At 62.6% G+C, this 13,839-nt stretch carries 16 protein-coding genes; 11 read left to right on the top strand and 5 right to left on the bottom strand.

Annotated features, from left to right (window positions below; genetic code table 11):
• Positions 1-44: 44 nt before the first annotated feature.
• The 4 genes from BMX37_RS17075 (at position 45) to BMX37_RS17090 (ending at position 2,236) form a co-directional block, all read left to right on the top strand.
• The gene (locus tag BMX37_RS17075; protein ID WP_244501662.1) at positions 45-575 is read left to right on the top strand and encodes a helix-turn-helix domain-containing protein; all 531 of its coding nucleotides are present in this window, start codon (positions 45-47) and stop codon (positions 573-575) included.
• Positions 576-830: 255 nt separating this feature from the next.
• A complete protein-coding gene (locus BMX37_RS17080) occupies positions 831-1,220 on the top strand; it encodes a hypothetical protein (RefSeq protein WP_093666997.1) in 390 nt (129 codons plus the stop codon).
• A gap of 153 nt (positions 1,221-1,373) precedes the next feature.
• A complete protein-coding gene (locus tag BMX37_RS17085) occupies positions 1,374-1,847 on the top strand; it encodes a VOC family protein (protein ID WP_093666998.1) in 474 nt (157 codons plus the stop codon).
• Positions 1,848-1,972: 125 nt separating this feature from the next.
• Positions 1,973-2,236: a hypothetical protein gene (locus BMX37_RS17090; protein ID WP_093666999.1), complete on the top strand. Its 264-nt coding sequence runs from the start codon at positions 1,973-1,975 to the stop codon at positions 2,234-2,236.
• A gap of 223 nt (positions 2,237-2,459) precedes the next feature.
• Here BMX37_RS17090 and BMX37_RS17095 read toward each other — a convergent pair whose 3' ends face one another.
• Positions 2,460-2,750, bottom strand: a complete 291-nt coding sequence (locus BMX37_RS17095; RefSeq protein WP_093667000.1) for a hypothetical protein — start codon at positions 2,748-2,750, stop codon at positions 2,460-2,462.
• A 706-nt stretch (positions 2,751-3,456) separates the two neighbouring features.
• On the opposite strand from BMX37_RS17095, the gene BMX37_RS17100 reads away from it, so the two are divergent.
• From BMX37_RS17100 to BMX37_RS17115, 4 genes are all read left to right on the top strand, one after another.
• Complete coding sequence (locus BMX37_RS17100; RefSeq protein WP_093667001.1) at positions 3,457-4,464, top strand: IS110 family RNA-guided transposase; 1,008 nt, start codon at positions 3,457-3,459, stop codon at positions 4,462-4,464.
• A gap of 270 nt (positions 4,465-4,734) precedes the next feature.
• A complete protein-coding gene (locus tag BMX37_RS18580; protein WP_212611486.1) occupies positions 4,735-5,106 on the top strand; it encodes a hypothetical protein in 372 nt (123 codons plus the stop codon).
• Positions 5,107-6,442: 1,336 nt separating this feature from the next.
• On the top strand, positions 6,443-6,916 hold the full coding sequence (locus tag BMX37_RS17110; protein ID WP_170842052.1) for a Crp/Fnr family transcriptional regulator: 474 nt from the start codon (positions 6,443-6,445) through the stop codon (positions 6,914-6,916).
• Between the two features lie 139 nt (positions 6,917-7,055).
• Positions 7,056-7,577, top strand: coding sequence for a GAF domain-containing protein (locus BMX37_RS17115; RefSeq protein WP_139198140.1), 522 nt, complete (start codon positions 7,056-7,058; stop codon positions 7,575-7,577).
• 181 nt (positions 7,578-7,758) lie between these two features.
• Here the strand turns inward: BMX37_RS17115 and BMX37_RS17120 are convergent, their stop codons facing one another.
• Together BMX37_RS17120 and BMX37_RS17125 are read right to left on the bottom strand one after the other, a co-directional pair.
• Positions 7,759-8,130, bottom strand: coding sequence for a response regulator (locus BMX37_RS17120; RefSeq protein WP_093667004.1), 372 nt, complete (start codon positions 8,128-8,130; stop codon positions 7,759-7,761).
• 7 nt (positions 8,131-8,137) lie between these two features.
• Positions 8,138-9,208 (bottom strand): sensor histidine kinase, encoded by a 1,071-nt coding sequence (locus tag BMX37_RS17125; RefSeq protein WP_093667005.1) that lies wholly within the window; start codon positions 9,206-9,208, stop codon positions 8,138-8,140.
• Between the two features lie 277 nt (positions 9,209-9,485).
• On the opposite strand from BMX37_RS17125, the gene BMX37_RS17130 reads away from it, so the two are divergent.
• Complete coding sequence (locus BMX37_RS17130) at positions 9,486-10,175, top strand: chloramphenicol phosphotransferase CPT family protein (protein ID WP_093667006.1); 690 nt, start codon at positions 9,486-9,488, stop codon at positions 10,173-10,175.
• Here the strand turns inward: BMX37_RS17130 and BMX37_RS17135 are convergent.
• The gene (locus BMX37_RS17135) at positions 10,138-11,043 is read right to left on the bottom strand and encodes a LysR family transcriptional regulator (protein ID WP_093667007.1); all 906 of its coding nucleotides are present in this window, start codon (positions 11,041-11,043) and stop codon (positions 10,138-10,140) included. The genes BMX37_RS17130 and BMX37_RS17135 overlap by 38 nt on opposite strands.
• A gap of 80 nt (positions 11,044-11,123) precedes the next feature.
• On the opposite strand from BMX37_RS17135, the gene BMX37_RS17140 reads away from it, so the two are divergent.
• Positions 11,124-11,654, top strand: coding sequence for an NAD(P)H-dependent oxidoreductase (locus BMX37_RS17140; RefSeq protein WP_093667008.1), 531 nt, complete (start codon positions 11,124-11,126; stop codon positions 11,652-11,654).
• 68 nt (positions 11,655-11,722) lie between these two features.
• Here the strand turns inward: BMX37_RS17140 and BMX37_RS17145 are convergent, their stop codons facing one another.
• Positions 11,723-12,193 (bottom strand): MarR family winged helix-turn-helix transcriptional regulator, encoded by a 471-nt coding sequence (locus BMX37_RS17145; RefSeq protein ID WP_212611487.1) that lies wholly within the window; start codon positions 12,191-12,193, stop codon positions 11,723-11,725.
• A 62-nt stretch (positions 12,194-12,255) separates the two neighbouring features.
• On the opposite strand from BMX37_RS17145, the gene BMX37_RS17150 reads away from it, so the two are divergent.
• Positions 12,256-13,758 (top strand): FAD-dependent oxidoreductase, encoded by a 1,503-nt coding sequence (locus tag BMX37_RS17150; protein WP_093667063.1) that lies wholly within the window; start codon positions 12,256-12,258, stop codon positions 13,756-13,758.
• The last annotated feature ends 81 nt before the right edge of the window (positions 13,759-13,839 follow it).

Below are 13,839 nucleotides of genomic sequence, written 5' to 3' on the forward strand. Positions count from 1 at the left end.
TTAATATGAGTAATATAGTGCATGGTCAATCAGAGCGAGCCGAGGTGCTGGCGCATGTCTCCAGCAACCTCCGCCGTCTGCGTCGTGCGGCGGGTATGAGCCAGGATGCGCTCGCCGCAGCATCCGGCATCAGCCGACGCATGATTGCCAAACTGGAAGGTGGCGACACCAACATCAGTCTCACCAGCCTCGACAAGCTCGCCGAAGCGCTGGCCGTCGACTTCGTGGCCATGGTCGCCGATCCCGCCGCCAGCAGTCGTCGGATCGAGGCGGTGGCATGGCGCGGCGATGACGCGGCAAGCCGCGGCGTGCTGCTGGGCAGCGTGCCGGCGAACAGTGAGGCGCAGCTTTGGTCGTGGACGCTCGCGGTGGGCGAACGGTATCAAGCCGAACCCGACCCGGCGGGCTGGCACGAGATGATCGCGGTCAGTGAGGGCCGCCTGCGGCTCGAGAAGTACGATGGCATCATCACTATCGAGGCGGGCGACTTCGCGATCTACAGCAGTGCCCAGCCTTATGCCTATGCCAACGCTGGTTCTGTGACGGTGCGCTTCTCTCGCGTAGTGGTCCGCTGACTAGCTCGCAGTGGTACACCCTGTGCGGTTTGGCGTGAACCGTGGGTAGAAGTGCTTTCCTATTTCACCGTCCCATTGGGAATGCCTCGGCCGCCTCACAGGTCGTTTTCATGCGGAACACCCTCGGACCGCTTCATCGTTAACGATAAGTGGGGTTACGGAGCAAGGATATCGCCTCGCAGTTATGATATCATGCCAGACCCCGAAGATTTGCTCGCCCATTGCCGGGACAACGCCCATCGTGAGACAGGCTTGATGCTGTCGCGGTTGACCGCGCTGCTATCGTCACAATCGTTCTTGCTGATCGCCTATGCGACCAGCATGGCAAGCGCGCATGGACGCTGGCATGAACCGTTCACGCTGGCCATCCCGCCGGTGCTGGCGCTGCTCGGCATTGCACTGGCGATTGAGGGGCGGCGAGGCATAAAGGCCGCTGCTGCCGCTTCGTGTCGCTGGCAGGAGCGAGGGGATCATGTCATCACGGAGCATCCCCACCTGCTTCACTGGCCCGATATCTCCCGATCAGAAGCGTCCGCCGCACGGCGCGCAGGGGAACAATTCCCACTACACGCGCCCGGCATCTTCCTGGTCGCATGGGGCTGGTTTGCCTGCCTGCCGCCAGCGTTATTCCTCGCCCATATCTGATCCTGTTCGGTATATCCCCGGCCTTCTACGTCATCGACGAACTCTTGAGACCGAGGACAGACCGTCCCGCATTCGATCGTTCGCGAGGAAGCTTACTCGACCGGTGGTGACCCAGAGCAGCCGAGCAGCCCGTTTGCCAGTAGGACAATCGACATGACTGAGCATGCAAACTTCCAGATACGGCGAGCCGACCACGTCGGCTTCGCGGTCGCCTCACTCGACGAGGCGCTTCGGTTCTGGGTTGAAGGGCTCGGCGCGCTGCTCGTGCGGACGGGCAAGATGGGGGGCGAGTTCCTTGGCCAAGTGACCGGGGCACATGGGGCGCAGGTGCGTATGGCGATCGTGTCGCTGGCAGATCAGACGATCGAACTCCTAGAGTACCAAGGCGTGGCTCGGCCGAGCGCACCGGCCAAGCCGTTCGACCCAGGCTTCGCGCATCTCGCCCTAGTGGTTGATGACATTGAGGCGCTCTTGGCGCGGATCGCCGCCTATGGCTGGAAAGCGCAAGGCACACCCCAGCCGATCGCGGGTGGCGAGCGGGCTGGAACGCAGGTGATTTACGTCGTTGGCCCTGACGGCGCGACAATCGAGTTCATGCAGCCGCCGACCGCTTTACGCGATCATTAATCCTGCCGATCAAGGGTCCGGTTCCACCCCTGCAGAAGTAGGCCGGGCGAGTGGGCGTGCAGCTCCCAGCCTTTTTCAACAGCCTCGCTCGTTTGCCGCACACCCTGTTGAAAGGAAGGTAAGCCATGAGCAGGGTCGGCTTCCACCAGATCGTGGAAGGCATCGACCGGCACCTGCCCTACCTGCACAAGGAGCGATGGGCGATCGAGCTTGCCGAGCTGCGCGAAGCTGCCCGCAACGCGGTGGGACACGATCGCGAGCGCGCGAAGCAAGCGGTGCTGGATCACTACAAGACCGAGTTTCGGCCCGAAACCAGCCGCGCCGTCCTGATCGAACAGGCACGGCAGAACTACGACACGCCGCCAGCGGAAAACGCCGATCCGGCATGATATCGACCCTCGATACCGTGCGCAAAATCGACGTCTTGCGCACGGTGGCGTCCGCAAGCTTCTCTTGGTGCGACAAGGATATAGCAACAATCCCGACTTAGAAGCCCGGTCAGGACGTCGCCGCGTTGCCCTGTTCGGATTGGCGGCGTCCCACCTCACATGGCTCATCAAGTGCTCAGGGATCGACTCTTGCGGCTTCGCCAACAACCGGCGCGTTGGCGAGTTACAGAGGCCGATCGATCTCAAGCGTTTCGAGCGGGTGCGTCAATGTACCTGTGCTGACAAAAAGACGCTCAACGCCTACGCTCTCGGCCCATGCAAAGCCGTCAGCCTCGGCATCGGCGACACTCGAGAAGCGTGGGCCGTCGACCATCGAGACGGAGTCGCCGTCGTCGGACCCGCGACACAGTGCGGATGCGGTCAGCGTGTACGTCCCATCGGCTTGCTCTTCGATGCGGATCCAATCCACGTCGATCGGCGCCTGTTCACCTACCGGGAGCTTGACGATGTCCATTGGGAATTCCTGATATCCAGCGCAGGCGAACGCCGAGCGCCGGTATACGATCCGTCAGAAGCCTTTATCCTCGCACGCGTATGAGGCTGGGCCCGTCTTGGTTCGCCCATGCTGTTCGGGTTGTGCGCGCGTCCAGTCCGTCTCTGATTAGGCCAACTTCCAACGTTTGATGTTCCAGAAGCGTAACAGCCTGCATTTTTTGAGTTTTTTAGGTCTCGTAAAGGGTCCTAAGGCTACCCTTCCTTCCGGGGCGAATGATCGTGCCGTAGCAGGAGTTTAGAGGTCCCCAGCATGACCACGATCAGCGCACATCAGGTCGCTGATCATGATCTCGGACGATCGGCGACGATCGCCGACTACGACATCGCTGACTCAATACCAGAAGCCGCTCATATCGTGGAACTGACGGGGCGGCTGTTCAGAACCTCTGCCGCGATGATCTTGATGGTTTCGAGCGACGTTCTTCACTTCAAGGCGCACATTGGTGTGGATGTCTGCGAGCTCAACCCCGGCAATGCGGATCGAGTACAGTGCTCATCGTACTTTCTTAAAAGTGGAGAAATTCCACTGATCTGTCAGGTTATGACCGTAACCGAGCGGTCGCTGACCGGCAGCTTTATAAGTCATCGTGTAATTTGTGGCTGCTTCCTCGGGCCGGCTGAGCGGCGCACCTTCTGGTTGTCGGACCTGAAGGAAGGAAGCAGCCATGAAGCACTATGCCGGAATAGATCTGTCGATGGAAACCTCGCACGTCTGCGTCGTCGACGCGGAAGGGCGCAAGGTCGCGGCGCAATGCGTGGACAGCACGCCCGAGGCGATCGCGGCGTTGCTGGAGCGCCACGGGCCGGTGGAACGCGTGGTGATCGAGACCGGTCGGATGACGCCGTGGGTCGCGCGGGGCCTGCACGAGCTGGGCGTCGCAATCGTGTGCATCGATGCACGGCAGGCGCACCAGAGCCTGAAGGCGATGAAGGCGAACAAGACCGACCCGCATGATGCGGCGGGGCTCGCGCAGCTGGCTCGAACGGGCTTCTACAAGGAGGTGCACGTCAAGTCGCCGACGTCGCATGGCGTGCGCTCGGTGATCACCGCCCGCGCGCACCTGGTCGAGGCGCGCGTCCGGCTCGACAACACCATCCGCGGCCTGTGCGCCACCTTCGGTATCAGGCCGGGAGCCGGCCAGGGCGAGCGGTTCCTCGCGCGGGTGCAGGCCGCCGTCGCGATCCCGGGTCTCGGCGAGGCAGTAGCCTCGCCGCTTCGGGCGCGGACCGGCCTGGTCGACGAGATCCGCCAGATGGATCGCGCGCTCAAGGCGATCAGCATTGCGTCTCCGGCCTGTCAGGCGCTGATGAGCATCCCGGGCGTCGGTGTGCAGACCTCGGCCGCGTTCGCCGCCGCCGTCGATGAGGCAGACCGGTTCAAGCGGTCGCGAACGGCTGGCGCTTACTTCGGCCTTGTCCCACGTCGGCACCAGTCCGGCGAGCTAGACTGGACCGGCCGGATCACCAAGCAGGGCGACGGCACCGTCCGCAAGCTCCTCTACGAGGCGGCGAACTCGATCCTGACGCGCACGCGGCAGACCTTCGCGCTGAAGACCTGGGCGCTGAAGATCGCGAAACGGCGCGGCCTCAAGAAAGCCCGGGTCGCGCTCGCCCGCCGCCTGGCCGTCATCATGCATGCCATGCTGCGCGACGGCACCTTGTTCGAGGCCTGAAATGCGATAAGCTCCCCCTCGCCAGCGGTGATGCTCTCCAGCTGACCCGATGGCGGTGTCCCGCGAGGGAACGCAGGGACGGACGATCTGCGAAGGTTATCAGATGGGCTCCAGAGCCCGCTTCGAGTCAATGCAACGTCCGACCTTGTGAGACCCGATACAGCACCGCCAACCTCCGGGTCGGTGAGTGCGGACAGATCCTTGATACCCTCAAGGGACAACCGCCGAGCGGACGCAAATTACAGATCTACACCTAGCACAAGAGGCGTGATGACAGCCCGATACAGCTTCGGTTTTGACGAGCCAACACGATCACTTCGCGTATTGAGCCACGGCACATGGACGTTAGAACAGGCTGAACGTTACAAGCAGGCTTTTTGCAGCCACCTCTCAGTGGCGCGTGAGCGGTTCGGCTGTGCCCGTGTGCTCGTCGATGGTCGAGCGGCAGCTACCAATGATGTTGCAGTTAGCCGACTTCTGGGCAGTCTTGGGACGCTGTTCAATCAACTAGGCGATCGCCTGGCCATCGTCACACCTTCGAGCCTTCGAAAACAACAGGCAGTGCGCGAAGGGTTACCCGATACCATAATGGTGTTTTTATCTCCCGATGCGGCGAAGACGTGGCTGTTTGCTCACGATTGATCTGAAGGCGCTTTAAAAGCGATTCATTCCAAAGAAATGGGCAAGGCTACAGCTCCAACGTTTACAGCTGCCTTATCGCAAAAGTGCGATTTCCCGGCATTGCGCATTTTGGCGGTTTCACGGCACGGTGAAATGCCCGAAGATGTGAGAAGCGGACGCTGAGCGGAGGCACTTAAACCTTAAGACGTCAAATTAGCCGGTCCCTGCCAAAAGCCGTGTAGAAAACCGGAGATGAAGTCGGGACCAGCCCAGACAGCGAGCGCTAAACCAGCAACAACCAGGATAATCCGCACAGTCTTCTTTCTGCGATCAGCCGTCGTGGTGGCACCGTTCATAGCTACCCTCTTCTGCTTTGCATTAGCTAGCATACGCGTCGCCGCACGTCGACCGTACGTCGTGCCAGCACCCGACGATTAGGACGAGCGTCCGCCGCTGGGCGTTAGCGAAAGGTCTCAGTCTTCGGGCGATCCGAAAACGCTGAACTGCGCCCAGGGCGGCAGACAGGCACAATGGGCTGACAGGCAATGCCAATGATCGAGCAACGCTGCTTGCCCGTGCTTCTGGTGCAAGCGCGGCGTTGCTGGTGAACGTCGCTGCATGTCGGCGGGACGGCTAACAGGACCGCAGTGCGAACCAGTCGGTACGGTCGGCCCGCGCGGATGCCTGTGATGGTGGTTAGCTGCTATTGCGACCTTCCGAACTGCCCAGAGTCACGGCCGACAAAATCACGATTGGGGTGAGCAGCTTTGAAAATGAGGACGTCGGAATGTCCGTCATCGCGCACCAGAGAAGATAGCAGAGGTTGGCAAGCGCAACCACGATCAGACCGGTCCTAACCTTATGGTCTAGAACCCAATCCAAGGCCCTCATTGCCGTCAACCTCCCCCGCAGTCACGCCGCGACGATATCGAGAGGATCGGGTGTCCGCAACTTGGCGGTATCGAACGCAACCCTGTCGCACCAGAAGAGGATCACGGCCGATCCCGACGATGCTGCTCGAAGCTGTTGTGTAATATGGTTAAATGTGATCGGGTGCAGGGGGGGGGTAGGTCAGGTAATGAACGCAACAGTCCGTGCTGTGCCGTGTAGGGCTTTCCATCGGCTGGAGGAGTTCGGTTGTCTCAGTTCTGCTGAAGCCGCGGCTGTTAAGGGCTTAGGGGGACCACCAGAAAGATATGAGCGGAATGCCACAATTCGTGACGAGGGTGTCGCCGCAACAGGCTTTTACCTGCTGATTTAAGGGTGGGTTGCCGCGTCCCAAACGCTCCCCAACGGTGGGCGTCAGATCCTGAAGGTACACCTTCCTGGCGACGCCCTTGGAACGCCAAGCATGTGCATGACACATACAGCCGAAGCCCTGACGGCGATCACACCGGTGAGTGTCAGTGCCGTGTCGTTCGACCGTTTTGGCAGTCTGCTGGCGCAGCATCCCCGGGTGGCGGCTCAGTTTCTGCTCAATGTGCAACGTGAACGCGTGGCGTTGATGGACCAGCTCAGTGCGATGAGACGAACGTCAGCGCAGTCTCGCCTTGCCGCTTTCCTTACCGACCTTCTTGAACGGCTCGGACGCCTGGCGGCCGTAAAGGAGGACAGCTTCACCATGCGGCTCACGCAGGAGCAGATCGGGGATGTGCTCGGGTTAACCAGTGTCCACGTCAATCGTCTGCTGCGCGATCTGGAGGAACTGGGTTTGATAGCACGCGATCGGCAGGTCGTGCGGATCCTTGACCGTCAAGCCCTCGTCCGCCTCGCTGTCCGTCCCCACCGGACGCTACGCACGGATCTTCCCTGGTTACCGCCGCACCGCTAGAAACGACGGGGGACTGAGGACGTCTGCGGGGCATACGATTCGCCTCCGACCTGCGGCGACCCGAATGGCAATGCATGCGTGTTCTGACATCGACACCAGCAGTAACCAACCGTTAGCAGGCGGTACGTAGGACTGATCCATGGTCAGGTCGCGCCACCAACTCGACGAGGCAGAGAAGCAGGGTCTTTCCGCTCTTGCCGGCTACGGCATTCTCGACACACCCAACGAGCCAGAATTCGATGCCATCGTTAAAGAGGCGGCAAGAACGTTCGACTTCCCCATCGCGCTGATCTCGCTGCTCGATGAAAATCGCCAATGGTTCAAAGCCAAGGTTGGACTCGAACCCTCCGAAATACCGCGATCCATCTCCTTCTGCACGCATGCGGTTCGTGGAAGCGGTGTGTTCTCGGTCGCCGACACAACCCAGGACGAGCGGTTCGCATCCAATCCACTGGTGACTGGAAGTCCAAACATTAGGTCCTATGCGGGTGCCCCGCTCAAGACCTCAAACGGCAGCAGGGTGGGAACATTGTGCGTTATCGACACACGTGTCGGGAGGAGCCTAACCCCAGCCGAGCAAGTCAGGCTGGAGGAACTGGCCAACCGCGTCGTGAACGCGATGGAGAGACGTAGGAACGAAAAGAAATCAGCATCGGTGTGAAATCGGGAAGGTGGTCGCGCAGAGGTGCCGCGGCCCAGCATCGCTAAGCCCTCCAGGTGTTGGCAGCCGAGGGGATTGTTGCACCTCGGGCACTGGCCTCCCCCTAAATCCATCCCATGAAGGCTGCGGCTTGCGGAGCGTGAGAAATGTTTAAACAGCTCCGGCCGTTTTCTGGAGAGGGTCAACTCAGGCGTCGAATCTCGTCGAGTACAAAGCGTGGATCGAATGGCTTGGACAGGAACATGGTGCGGTCCGGCAGTTCGTCGGCCGATAGCTTCACGGCGCCGGAGGCGACCACGAGCAGGGTCGGGGGAAAACGGTCGCGAACGTGATGAGCGAGTTTTACCCCATCCATCGAGCCAGGCATCCGCACGTCGGTGAGCACGATCCGGACGGACGGGTTGGTTTCGAGGATAGCGATAGCGGTGTCGGCGTCCTCTGCCTCGAACACGCTGAAGCCTTCATCCTCGAAGAAGTCGGCGAGGTTGATCCGGATCAGCGGCTCGTCATCGACGACCAGGATTGAACGATTGGGACTGTTTGCTTCTCGCATTGAGCACCTACTTCCCGTCGAAATGCGCCGCTTCCACAGGCGCATCGATCCTGAACACCAGCCCGGCGGGGTCATAGCTGACCGAGGTCTCGCCCCGGAAGTAGGACCGGAGCGAGCGCTCGATCATGACGGACCCGAATCCGCGCCGTGTCGGCGCCTTGACCACGGGCCCGCCAGTCTCCCGCCAGGTCAGGCAGAAACGTGACTGATTGGGATCGGGTCCCTCGTTCAGTGTCCAGCTCAGATCGACATGGCCAGTATCGTTGGAGAGTGCACCGTATTTGGTGGCGTTGGTCATCAGCTCGTGCAAGGCAAGCGTCAGCCCCATTGCGACCTGCGGGTTGAAGCGGATCGCCGGACCATCGATCCGCAGTCGATCGACCACCGCCGAGCGGCTCGCGAAGGCGGAATGTGCCAGCGCATGCAGATCGGCCGACCGCCATTCGCTCGCGGTCAGCATATCGGTCGCGCGACCGAGCGCCGCCAGGCGCGCGCCCAGCGCTTCGCTCGCGGTCTTCATGTCGCTCGATTGCCGGAGCGTCTGGCCGGCGACGGCCTGCACGATCGAAAGCTGGTTCTTGAGCCGGTGGCCAAGCTCCTGATTGATGAGCTGGAGATGCTGGTCGTGCTCGCTCAATCGCCTGTTGGCGTCAGCCAGTCCGGCATTGGCCTGCTCCAGCTCAGCTGAGAGCTGTTGAGACCGTTGGAACGCCGCCCGCAGTTCGGCCGCCGTCAACGACACGCCTGTCATGACGATCGCGTAGAGCAGGGTAGCGCCCCATTGCGTGAGGGTCAGGCCCCCTGCGTGGCCGGTCTGGATCAGCGTCAGCGCGGCGAGCAGGGCCGATACCCAGGTCGCATAGATGCCGGTGCTTTTGCCCAGCAACAGCGCGATCAGCAGCACGACGGGGATGAACAGCAGGTACGGCAGCAGGCTGGTGACAAGCAGCGCACGGATCAGCGCTGTCACGATCAGCGCCACGGTGGCCGTCAGGTAACCCGCAACAGGCGATAGTGGGTGACGAATTGACCAGGCGAGCAGCCGGTCGATCGTTGGCGATGTTCGTGTCCTGTCCATGGGCGCTTCGCGGATACGCGAGCCCCCGTGGCTGGCGATGATGCCGGATAGCACCGATGAAATGACAAGGCGAGATTGTACCGGTTACGTTCTGTTTCCTAAACTGGCTTGTGCGGCAAACGACCGGGGCTGTTGAAAAAGGCCCGACGCTGCCCCGGCCGCCCGTCCCGCACGGTCTGGATCGTTGATCGGGAAAGCCTCTGTTGCTGGCGGGAGGCCAACTCGCCATGCTGCGAGGTAGGCCTTAAAACGCCGCAAGTTGGGCGGAACGACCGGTATGGCTGCACGCATCATCTTGCTCAACGGCACCTCTAGCGCCGGTAAATCCACGCTGGCGACTGCTCTCCGCCCGCTGCTGCCTAAGACGTTTTGCTACTATGCGTCCGACCAGCTCGCCGACGCTGCCTTTCGGCCGCTCACCGAGCCTGCACGATGGGAAGGACGCGAAACCTTCTTTTCGGGGTTTCATCGCTCCATTGCAGCCTTCGCCGAAGCTGGGCTTGATCTGCTGGTTGAGCATATTGTCGAGCGAGCATCGTGGGCGGACCAGCTCAGAAAACTGCTGCATCCCTTCGATACTTTTTGGGTCGGTGTGCATGTACCTCTCGGCGTGCTGGAACGGCGAGAACGGCTGCGAGGGGATCGAGCGTTGGGCGAAGCGCAAGAGTATCACCGCACCCACGATCATTGCGCCTATGATATAGAGATTGAAAACGTGGGGACGCCTGACATGGCCGCTACCCAGGTCTTTCAGGCGTGGAGCCTAAAGCGGCAGGACGACCCAATCCCGGCCATTCGCGGCTTGTTTTCCGCTCGCCGACTTCTGCCATTTGTTCATGTTCAGAGCGGAGCCCTGACGAGTCCCGGAGCTCACCCGTGGCACGGCCGTCGTCCTCGCAAACGACGGTCGATGAGACATACCGCACTGCTCACCTCGTGGTATTGGCCAAGCGCATCATCTCGCTAGCGACATGCTGAACGGCAACATCGTGCGTGTTACGTCGATGCCAGGCGAGGCGCAGGGAAAAACCGTCGATCGGAAGTGGCGGCTCGAAAGTGACGACACTGTTCGTCACGGCTCCGTCCATCATCAAGGCCGGCACGAGAGCGACCAGGTCGGAACCCGCCAGCAGGTTCGGCACCATGACGAAGCTCGGCACCACCATCCCTATCGAGCGCGAGCGTCCTATCGTGCGCAAGGCCGCGTCTACCGGCGTATCGGTCGCGCCACTCGCCGAGACGATCAGGTGCGGCCATGCCAGCCACGTATCGAGATCGAACCGGTCGGCAGCCGGATGATCGCGCCGCATCGCGACCAGGTAACGCTCGCGCAACACGATCTCGCTGTGGATCGCAGGATCGTTCGATGCCGGCAGCACAGAGATGACGAGGTCCAGCGGACCACGCGCTAGTTCCGCCAACGCCGCCGATCCACCGCGCCAGGGGTGCAACGCGAGCACGATGCCCGGCGCCTGCGCGGCCAGCGCCTCGTGCAGCATCGGGCCGAGCCGGGTCGCGACCGCATCGGCCATGGCGAGGTGGACGACCCGCTTGACCTCCGAGAGCGGCGGCGGATCGAGACCGATCAAGCCGGCGATGGTGTCCATGATCTCCGCCAGCGGTTGGCGTAGTGCAGCGCCCCTGGCGGTCGGTGCCATGGCGTTGCCATGCCGTTCGAGCAGCGGATCGCCGAACAGGTGGCGGCATCGTTCCAGCGCGCTCGATACTGCCGGCTGCGACATGCCGAGCCGGCTCGCAGCGCGCGAGACGCCGCCCTCTTCCAGCACCGCGGTGAGGATCGTGAGCAGGTTGAGATCGACACCACGCATATTCATGCGGTGGATGATGCCATATGTAACATATTGATTGGAAGGTGTCCCGCTCCGCCTCCATGTCGCCGGCAAGGAGATAGACGATGCGGACGACCATCCTGCTATTCCATCCGGCTTTCGCCCGATCAAAGGCGAACCGCGCGCTGGCCGACGCCGCCGTCGCGACCGGCGACGTCGATCTGGTCGTCATGGACGCGCTTTACCCGTCGGGAGAACTGGATGTGGAGGCGGAAGTGGGGCGCCTGCTATCGGTCGAGCGGCTCGTGCTGCAATTTCCGGTGCAATGGTATTCGACCCCGCCGCTCCTGAAGGCATGGCAGGACACGGTGCTGACGCGCATGTACTACGTCAACGCCGCGACCGAGGGGGAGCGGTTGCGCGACCTGCCGGTCATGGTCGCAGCGACCGCCGGCAATGATCCGTCGGCCTATGCGGCGGACGGCGTCAATCTCTTCCCGCTGCCCGACCTCCTGCGGCCGCTACAGGCGACCGCGCACCGCTGCTTCTGGCGCTGGCACGAGCCATTCCTGATCTACCGCGCGAACAAGTCCTCGCCCGAGGAACTGGCGGCAGCCGGCGATCGCTACGCCGCGCGCCTCGCCGGCTGGGCATAGCCGGTCACCGCGCTGTCATCCCGCCGCCCGACCACGTTCCCGTCGGGATAGTGTCTTGAGCAACAGTGTCAGCCTTGCTCGGCGGGGTCGTGCTGCACAGCATCGGCGAAGCGGCGCATCAGCCGGGCAAGATCGGCGACGTCCTGATCCGTCCAGTCGGCGAAGATCGTGCGCGCCATTCCCTCACGTGCCATGTCGATCCTGTCGGTCAAGGCTTTGCCGCTGGCGGTCACTACTGCCTCACGGACACGCCCATCCGCCGCCGTCGGTCGGCGCTCCACGAAGCCGAGGCCTTCGAGCTTCGTGATCTGTCGGCTGACGGTCGTGTAGTCGCGCCCGACCCGATCGGCGAGATCGACGATGCCGATCGGCCCAAGCCGTTCCACCATCACCAGCAGCGGGAACAGCGCGCGATCGAGCGCGATCCCTGCCTCGCGGACCATCGCCTCGTCGCGCTGCGGCCGGTTCATGACGCTGACGATATCGATCAGCGCCCCGTGCAATTCACGCAGCAGTGTCGAGGTGGGTGTATTATGCACTTTTCTGATTGACTCCAACACGTCGCTCCATCTATGTGCGTATTACACATATGGAGCATGGCATGACAAACGGTTTCGCAGCGGATGTACTCATCTGCGGCGCGGGCGCGGCTGGCCTGACGCTGGCGATCGACCTCGCCCGGTGCGGCGTCTCGTTCCGACTGATCGAGAAGCTGGACGATCCCTTCCGCGGTTCGCGCGGCAAGGGCATCCAGCCCCGCACGCAGGAGGTGTTCGAGGATCTCGGCATCCTCGACCGGATCGTCGCGGCAGGGGGCTTCTACCCGCAGCAGCGCGAATATGCCGACGACGGCAGCTTCACGGACACCGACGTGGTGGAGGCCGAACCTGCCACAGCCGCAGAGCCGTACCACCTGCCGCTGATGGTGCCGCAGTTCCTGACCGAGCGTGTCATGCGCGAGCGGCTGGTCGAACTGGGCCATGTGCCCGAGTTCGGTTGTGAACTGCTCGGCTTCACGCAGGATGGTGAAGGGGTAACGGCACGCATCGCGACCAGTATTGGCGAGGAGGCGATCCGCGTCCGCTGGCTGGTCGGCGCCGACGGCGGACGCTCCTTCGTCCGTCACGCGCTCGACATCGGCTTCCCCGGCAAGACGCTGGGCGTGCGCGCCATCGTCGCCGACGTGACCCTGTCGGGGCTGTCGCGCGACGTGTGGCACCGCTTCGGAGAAGGCGACATGCAGCGCCAGATTTCCGCCTGCCCGCTCGCCGGGACCAACCTTTTCCAGCTCCAGGGACCGATCCCGCTAGAAGGCGATGTCGATCTGTCGGCCGAGGGGCTGACGGCGCTGCTGCGCGAGCGGACCGGGCGTGACGATCTGATCGTCCACTCGGTATCCTGGGCATCCGCCTTTCACATGAACGCGCGCCTTGCCGATCGCTATCGCGACGGTCGCGTGTTGCTCGTAGGCGATGCCGCGCACACCCATCCTCCGACCGGGGGGCAGGGCCTCAACACCAGCGTACAGGACGCCTATAATCTGGGCTGGAAGCTCGCCGCGGTGGTGCACGGCGCTCCCGATGCGCTGCTCGACACTTACGAGGAAGAGCGCCGCCCCGTCGCCCAAGCCATGCTCGGTCTTGCTACCGGCCTGCTCGACGCCATGAAACGCGGCGAGATGCGGCGCGGGCGCGATACGCATCAGCTCGACATCGGCTATCCGGGTTCCCCTCTGGCCGTGGAAACGCCTGAACGGCACGGCGTCCTGCTCGCCGGGGACCGCGCCCCCGACGCACTAGTACGGGGTGCAGCCGGACAGCCGCGGCGGTTGTTTGACCTGTTCAAAGGCCCCCACTGGACGCTGCTCGCCTATGGCGATGGCTCCATGGCAACGCGGCCGGGGCTGCACGTCCACGCCATCGGCCAGCGTGGCGACCTTGCGGACGATGCCGGCGAGTTCCAGGCCGCCTATGGCGTTGAGGCCGGCGATCGGGTGCTGGTGCGACCGGACGGCTATGTCGGCGCGATCGTCTCCACTGACGCGGATGCGGTGCTGGACGCATACCTCGCACAGGTGGGCATGGCGGGCCAAGTACACGGCTAAGCCCGTCGCCCTGTATGTCGAGGGTCAGCGCGCGCCCCGATTGGAAGCGGCCGGCAAGACGGCGCGAATGTTCTCGGAATT

Origin of the sequence: Sphingomonas gellani (genome assembly GCF_900110035.1) — a bacterium.
Lineage (GTDB): Bacteria > Pseudomonadota > Alphaproteobacteria > Sphingomonadales > Sphingomonadaceae > Sphingomonas > Sphingomonas gellani.

Excerpts from the sequence above, each read along its gene's own strand:
- BMX37_RS17095 (WP_093667000.1), bottom strand. The coding sequence starts at position 2,750 with ATGGACATCGTCAAGCTCCCGGTAGGTGAACAGGCGCCGATCGACGTG.
- BMX37_RS17115 (WP_139198140.1), top strand. The coding sequence starts at position 7,056 with ATGGTCAGGTCGCGCCACCAACTCGACGAGGCAGAGAAGCAGGGTCTT.
- BMX37_RS17130 (WP_093667006.1), top strand. The coding sequence starts at position 9,486 with ATGGCTGCACGCATCATCTTGCTCAACGGCACCTCTAGCGCCGGTAAA.
- BMX37_RS17150 (WP_093667063.1), top strand. The coding sequence starts at position 12,256 with ATGACAAACGGTTTCGCAGCGGATGTACTCATCTGCGGCGCGGGCGCG.
- BMX37_RS17080 (WP_093666997.1), top strand. The coding sequence starts at position 831 with ATGCTGTCGCGGTTGACCGCGCTGCTATCGTCACAATCGTTCTTGCTG.
- BMX37_RS18580 (WP_212611486.1), top strand. The coding sequence starts at position 4,735 with ATGACAGCCCGATACAGCTTCGGTTTTGACGAGCCAACACGATCACTT.
- BMX37_RS17090 (WP_093666999.1), top strand. The coding sequence starts at position 1,973 with ATGAGCAGGGTCGGCTTCCACCAGATCGTGGAAGGCATCGACCGGCAC.
- BMX37_RS17135 (WP_093667007.1), bottom strand. The coding sequence starts at position 11,043 with ATGAATATGCGTGGTGTCGATCTCAACCTGCTCACGATCCTCACCGCG.
- BMX37_RS17110 (WP_170842052.1), top strand. The coding sequence starts at position 6,443 with ATGACACATACAGCCGAAGCCCTGACGGCGATCACACCGGTGAGTGTC.
- BMX37_RS17125 (WP_093667005.1), bottom strand. The coding sequence starts at position 9,208 with ATGGACAGGACACGAACATCGCCAACGATCGACCGGCTGCTCGCCTGG.
- BMX37_RS17085 (WP_093666998.1), top strand. The coding sequence starts at position 1,374 with ATGACTGAGCATGCAAACTTCCAGATACGGCGAGCCGACCACGTCGGC.
- BMX37_RS17140 (WP_093667008.1), top strand. The coding sequence starts at position 11,124 with ATGCGGACGACCATCCTGCTATTCCATCCGGCTTTCGCCCGATCAAAG.
- BMX37_RS17120 (WP_093667004.1), bottom strand. The coding sequence starts at position 8,130 with ATGCGAGAAGCAAACAGTCCCAATCGTTCAATCCTGGTCGTCGATGAC.
- BMX37_RS17100 (WP_093667001.1), top strand. The coding sequence starts at position 3,457 with ATGAAGCACTATGCCGGAATAGATCTGTCGATGGAAACCTCGCACGTC.